The organism is Kitasatospora sp. SC0581 (assembly GCF_048159585.1).
Taxonomy (GTDB): Bacteria; Actinomycetota; Actinomycetes; order Streptomycetales; family Streptomycetaceae; genus Kitasatospora.
The window spans coordinates 1-7,047 of sequence record NZ_JBLRWA010000057.1 but is presented as its reverse complement, the minus strand read 5'-3'; the positions used below and the strand labels follow the sequence as shown (position 1 = coordinate 7,047).

At 49.5% G+C, this 7,047-nt stretch carries 3 protein-coding genes; 2 read left to right on the top strand and 1 reads right to left on the bottom strand.

Features of this window, described 5'->3' with window-relative positions; all coding sequences use genetic code 11:
- The first annotated feature begins 693 nt into the window (after positions 1-693).
- Both ACLWS4_RS36855 and ACLWS4_RS36850 read left to right on the top strand, forming a co-directional pair.
- Positions 694-2,283, top strand: coding sequence for a phage neck protein fibritin (locus ACLWS4_RS36855; protein ID WP_416876405.1), 1,590 nt, complete (start codon positions 694-696; stop codon positions 2,281-2,283).
- 1,099 nt (positions 2,284-3,382) lie between these two features.
- A complete protein-coding gene (locus tag ACLWS4_RS36850) occupies positions 3,383-3,781 on the top strand; it encodes a cytidine deaminase family protein (protein WP_041178914.1) in 399 nt (132 codons plus the stop codon).
- Positions 3,782-5,411: 1,630 nt separating this feature from the next.
- On the opposite strand, the gene ACLWS4_RS36845 is transcribed toward ACLWS4_RS36850, so the two are convergent.
- Positions 5,412-6,272 (bottom strand): broad-spectrum class A beta-lactamase TEM-116, encoded by an 861-nt coding sequence (locus tag ACLWS4_RS36845; RefSeq protein ID WP_000027050.1) that lies wholly within the window; start codon positions 6,270-6,272, stop codon positions 5,412-5,414.
- Between the last annotated feature and the right edge of the window lie 775 nt (positions 6,273-7,047).

Genomic DNA, 7,047 nt, shown 5'->3' with positions numbered 1-7,047 from the left:
ATCAATTACGGGGTCATTAGTTCATAGCCCATATATGGAGTTCCGCGTTACATAACTTACGGTAAATGGCCCGCCTGGCTGACCGCCCAACGACCCCCGCCCATTGACGTCAATAATGACGTATGTTCCCATAGTAACGCCAATAGGGACTTTCCATTGACGTCAATGGGTGGAGTATTTACGGTAAACTGCCCACTTGGCAGTACATCAAGTGTATCATATGCCAAGTACGCCCCCTATTGACGTCAATGACGGTAAATGGCCCGCCTGGCATTATGCCCAGTACATGACCTTATGGGACTTTCCTACTTGGCAGTACATCTACGTATTAGTCATCGCTATTACCATGGTGATGCGGTTTTGGCAGTACATCAATGGGCGTGGATAGCGGTTTGACTCACGGGGATTTCCAAGTCTCCACCCCATTGACGTCAATGGGAGTTTGTTTTGGCACCAAAATCAACGGGACTTTCCAAAATGTCGTAACAACTCCGCCCCATTGACGCAAATGGGCGGTAGGCGTGTACGGTGGGAGGTCTATATAAGCAGAGCTCTCTGGCTAACTAGAGAACCCACTGCTTACTGGCTTATCGAAATTAATACGACTCACTATAGGGAGACCCAAGCTGGCTAGCGTTTAAACTTAAGCTTGGTACCGCCACCATGGGTTGGAGTTGCATCATCCTATTTCTAGTGGCCACCGCTACCGGCGTGCACTCCCAGAACATCACGGAGGAATTCTACCAGTCTACCTGCTCTGCCGTGTCCAAGGGCTACCTGGGCGCCCTGCGGACCGGCTGGTATACATCCGTGATCACCATCGAACTGTCCAACATCAAAGAGTTCAAGTGCAACGGCACCGACGCTTGCGTGAAACTGATCAAGCAAGAGCTGGATAAGTACAAGAACGCCGTGACCGAGCTGCAGATGCTGATGCAGTCTACACCTGCTACCAACAACCGGGCTCGGAGAGAACTGCCTAGATTCATGAACTACACCCTGAACAACGCCAAGAAGACCAATGTCACCCTGTCCAAGAAGAGAAAGAGAAGATTCCTGGGCTTCCTGCTTGGCGTGGGCTCTGCCTGTGCCTCTGGCGTGGCTGTGTCTAAGGTGCTGCACCTGGAAGGCGAAGTTAATAAGATCAAGTCTGCTCTGCTGTCCACAAACAAGGCCGTGGTCTCTCTGTCTAACAACGTGTCTGTGCTCACCGTCAAAGTGCTGGACCTGAAGAACTACATCGACAAGCAGCTGCTGCCCATCGTGAACAAGCAGTCCTGCTCTATCAGTAACATCTGCACCGTGATGGAATTCCAGCAGAAAAACAACCGGCTGCTGGAAATCACCAGAGAGTTCTCCGTGAACGCTGGCGTGACCACCCCTGTGTCCACCTACATGCTGACAAACTCCGAGCTGCTGTCTCTGATCAACGACATGCCTATCACCAACGACCAGAAGAAACTGATGTCTAACAACGTGCAGATTGTGCGGCAGCAGTCTTGTTCCATAATGTCCATCATCAAAGAAGAGTTTCTGGCTTACGTGGTGCAGCTGCCTCTGTACGGAGTGATCGACACCCCTTGCTGGAAGCTGCACACCTCTCCTCTGTGTACTACAAATACCAAAGAGGGCAGCAACATCTGCCTGACAAGAACCGACAGAGGCTGGTACTGCGACAACGCCGGATCTGTGTCCTTCTTCCCTCAGGCCGAGACCTGTAAGGTGCAGAGCAATAGAGTGTTCTGTGATACCATGAACTCCCTGACCCTGCCAAGCGAAGTCAACCTGTGCAATGTGGACATCTTCAACCCCAAGTACGACTGCAAGATCATGACCTCCTGCACCGATGTGTCCTCCAGCGTAATCACCAGCCTCGGCGCCATCGTGTCCTGCTACGGCAAGACCAAGTGCACCGCCAGCAACAAAAACCGGGGCATCATCAAGACATTCTCCAACGGCTGCGACTACGTGTCTAATAAGGGAGTTGACACCGTGTCCGTGGGCAACACCCTGTATTACGTCAACAAGCAAGAGGGCAAGTCCTTGTACGTCAAGGGCGAGCCCATCATCAACTTCTACGATCCTCTGGTGTTTCCTTGTGACGAGTTTGATGCTTCTATCTCCCAGCTGAACGAGAAGATCAACCAGTCCCTGGCCTTCATCAGAAAGTCCGACGAGCTGCTAGGAAGCGGCTCCGGCGGCTACATCCCTGAGGCCCCACGCGATGGACAAGCCTACGTGCGGAAGGACGGCGAGTGGGTGCTGCTGTCTACCTTTCTCTGATAACTCGAGTCTAGAGGGCCCGTTTAAACCCGCTGATCAGCCTCGACTGTGCCTTCTAGTTGCCAGCCATCTGTTGTTTGCCCCTCCCCCGTGCCTTCCTTGACCCTGGAAGGTGCCACTCCCACTGTCCTTTCCTAATAAAATGAGGAAATTGCATCGCATTGTCTGAGTAGGTGTCATTCTATTCTGGGGGGTGGGGTGGGGCAGGACAGCAAGGGGGAGGATTGGGAAGACAATAGCAGGCATGCTGGGGATGCGGTGGGCTCTATGGCTTCTGAGGCGGAAAGAACCAGCTGGGGCTCTAGGGGGTATCCCCACGCGCCCTGTAGCGGCGCATTAAGCGCGGCGGGTGTGGTGGTTACGCGCAGCGTGACCGCTACACTTGCCAGCGCCCTAGCGCCCGCTCCTTTCGCTTTCTTCCCTTCCTTTCTCGCCACGTTCGCCGGCTTTCCCCGTCAAGCTCTAAATCGGGGGCTCCCTTTAGGGTTCCGATTTAGTGCTTTACGGCACCTCGACCCCAAAAAACTTGATTAGGGTGATGGTTCACGTAGTGGGCCATCGCCCTGATAGACGGTTTTTCGCCCTTTGACGTTGGAGTCCACGTTCTTTAATAGTGGACTCTTGTTCCAAACTGGAACAACACTCAACCCTATCTCGGTCTATTCTTTTGATTTATAAGGGATTTTGCCGATTTCGGCCTATTGGTTAAAAAATGAGCTGATTTAACAAAAATTTAACGCGAATTAATTCTGTGGAATGTGTGTCAGTTAGGGTGTGGAAAGTCCCCAGGCTCCCCAGCAGGCAGAAGTATGCAAAGCATGCATCTCAATTAGTCAGCAACCAGGTGTGGAAAGTCCCCAGGCTCCCCAGCAGGCAGAAGTATGCAAAGCATGCATCTCAATTAGTCAGCAACCATAGTCCCGCCCCTAACTCCGCCCATCCCGCCCCTAACTCCGCCCAGTTCCGCCCATTCTCCGCCCCATGGCTGACTAATTTTTTTTATTTATGCAGAGGCCGAGGCCGCCTCTGCCTCTGAGCTATTCCAGAAGTAGTGAGGAGGCTTTTTTGGAGGCCTAGGCTTTTGCAAAAAGCTCCCGGGATGGCCAAGCCTTTGTCTCAAGAAGAATCCACCCTCATTGAAAGAGCAACGGCTACAATCAACAGCATCCCCATCTCTGAAGACTACAGCGTCGCCAGCGCAGCTCTCTCTAGCGACGGCCGCATCTTCACTGGTGTCAATGTATATCATTTTACTGGGGGACCTTGTGCAGAACTCGTGGTGCTGGGCACTGCTGCTGCTGCGGCAGCTGGCAACCTGACTTGTATCGTCGCGATCGGAAATGAGAACAGGGGCATCTTGAGCCCCTGCGGACGGTGCCGACAGGTGCTTCTCGATCTGCATCCTGGGATCAAAGCCATAGTGAAGGACAGTGATGGACAGCCGACGGCAGTTGGGATTCGTGAATTGCTGCCCTCTGGTTATGTGTGGGAGGGCTAATCCGGGACGCCGGCTGGATGATCCTCCAGCGCGGGGATCTCATGCTGGAGTTCTTCGCCCACCCCAACTTGTTTATTGCAGCTTATAATGGTTACAAATAAAGCAATAGCATCACAAATTTCACAAATAAAGCATTTTTTTCACTGCATTCTAGTTGTGGTTTGTCCAAACTCATCAATGTATCTTATCATGTCTGTATACTTTGTTACTTTATAGAAGAAATTTTGAGTTTTTGTTTTTTTTTAATAAATAAATAAACATAAATAAATTGTTTGTTGAATTTATTATTAGTATGTAAGTGTAAATATAATAAAACTTAATATCTATTCAAATTAATAAATAAACCTCGATATACAGACCGATAAAACACATTCGTCAATTTTACGCATGATTATCTTTAACGTACGTCACAATATGATTATCTTTCTAGGGTTAAGTCGACCTCTAGCTAGAGCTTGGCGTAATCATGGTCATAGCTGTTTCCTGTGTGAAATTGTTATCCGCTCACAATTCCACACAACATACGAGCCGGAAGCATAAAGTGTAAAGCCTGGGGTGCCTAATGAGTGAGCTAACTCACATTAATTGCGTTGCGCTCACTGCCCGCTTTCCAGTCGGGAAACCTGTCGTGCCAGCTGCATTAATGAATCGGCCAACGCGCGGGGAGAGGCGGTTTGCGTATTGGGCGCTCTTCCGCTTCCTCGCTCACTGACTCGCTGCGCTCGGTCGTTCGGCTGCGGCGAGCGGTATCAGCTCACTCAAAGGCGGTAATACGGTTATCCACAGAATCAGGGGATAACGCAGGAAAGAACATGTGAGCAAAAGGCCAGCAAAAGGCCAGGAACCGTAAAAAGGCCGCGTTGCTGGCGTTTTTCCATAGGCTCCGCCCCCCTGACGAGCATCACAAAAATCGACGCTCAAGTCAGAGGTGGCGAAACCCGACAGGACTATAAAGATACCAGGCGTTTCCCCCTGGAAGCTCCCTCGTGCGCTCTCCTGTTCCGACCCTGCCGCTTACCGGATACCTGTCCGCCTTTCTCCCTTCGGGAAGCGTGGCGCTTTCTCATAGCTCACGCTGTAGGTATCTCAGTTCGGTGTAGGTCGTTCGCTCCAAGCTGGGCTGTGTGCACGAACCCCCCGTTCAGCCCGACCGCTGCGCCTTATCCGGTAACTATCGTCTTGAGTCCAACCCGGTAAGACACGACTTATCGCCACTGGCAGCAGCCACTGGTAACAGGATTAGCAGAGCGAGGTATGTAGGCGGTGCTACAGAGTTCTTGAAGTGGTGGCCTAACTACGGCTACACTAGAAGAACAGTATTTGGTATCTGCGCTCTGCTGAAGCCAGTTACCTTCGGAAAAAGAGTTGGTAGCTCTTGATCCGGCAAACAAACCACCGCTGGTAGCGGTGGTTTTTTTGTTTGCAAGCAGCAGATTACGCGCAGAAAAAAAGGATCTCAAGAAGATCCTTTGATCTTTTCTACGGGGTCTGACGCTCAGTGGAACGAAAACTCACGTTAAGGGATTTTGGTCATGAGATTATCAAAAAGGATCTTCACCTAGATCCTTTTAAATTAAAAATGAAGTTTTAAATCAATCTAAAGTATATATGAGTAAACTTGGTCTGACAGTTACCAATGCTTAATCAGTGAGGCACCTATCTCAGCGATCTGTCTATTTCGTTCATCCATAGTTGCCTGACTCCCCGTCGTGTAGATAACTACGATACGGGAGGGCTTACCATCTGGCCCCAGTGCTGCAATGATACCGCGAGACCCACGCTCACCGGCTCCAGATTTATCAGCAATAAACCAGCCAGCCGGAAGGGCCGAGCGCAGAAGTGGTCCTGCAACTTTATCCGCCTCCATCCAGTCTATTAATTGTTGCCGGGAAGCTAGAGTAAGTAGTTCGCCAGTTAATAGTTTGCGCAACGTTGTTGCCATTGCTACAGGCATCGTGGTGTCACGCTCGTCGTTTGGTATGGCTTCATTCAGCTCCGGTTCCCAACGATCAAGGCGAGTTACATGATCCCCCATGTTGTGCAAAAAAGCGGTTAGCTCCTTCGGTCCTCCGATCGTTGTCAGAAGTAAGTTGGCCGCAGTGTTATCACTCATGGTTATGGCAGCACTGCATAATTCTCTTACTGTCATGCCATCCGTAAGATGCTTTTCTGTGACTGGTGAGTACTCAACCAAGTCATTCTGAGAATAGTGTATGCGGCGACCGAGTTGCTCTTGCCCGGCGTCAATACGGGATAATACCGCGCCACATAGCAGAACTTTAAAAGTGCTCATCATTGGAAAACGTTCTTCGGGGCGAAAACTCTCAAGGATCTTACCGCTGTTGAGATCCAGTTCGATGTAACCCACTCGTGCACCCAACTGATCTTCAGCATCTTTTACTTTCACCAGCGTTTCTGGGTGAGCAAAAACAGGAAGGCAAAATGCCGCAAAAAAGGGAATAAGGGCGACACGGAAATGTTGAATACTCATACTCTTCCTTTTTCAATATTATTGAAGCATTTATCAGGGTTATTGTCTCATGAGCGGATACATATTTGAATGTATTTAGAAAAATAAACAAATAGGGGTTCCGCGCACATTTCCCCGAAAAGTGCCACCTGACGTCGACGGATCGGGAGATCTCCCGATCCCCTATGGTGCACTCTCAGTACAATCTGCTCTGATGCCGCATAGTTAAGCCAGTATCTGCTCCCTGCTTGTGTGTTGGAGGTCGCTGAGTAGTGCGCGAGCAAAATTTAAGCTACAACAAGGCAAGGCTTGACCGACAATTGCATGAAGAATCTGCTTAGGGTTAGGCGTTTTGCGCTGCTTCGCGATTAACCCTAGAAAGATAGTCTGCGTAAAATTGACGCATGCATTCTTGAAATATTGCTCTCTCTTTCTAAATAGCGCGAATCCGTCGCTGTGCATTTAGGACATCTCAGTCGCCGCTTGGAGCTCCCGTGAGGCGTGCTTGTCAATGCGGTAAGTGTCACTGATTTTGAACTATAACGACCGCGTGAGTCAAAATGACGCATGATTATCTTTTACGTGACTTTTAAGATTTAACTCATACGATAATTATATTGTTATTTCATGTTCTACTTACGTGATAACTTATTATATATATATTTTCTTGTTATAGATATCACGCGTTGACATTGATTATTGACTAGTTATTAATAGTAATCAATTACGGGGTCATTAGTTCATAGCCCATATATGGAGTTCCGCGTTACATAACTTACGGTAAATGGCCCGCCTG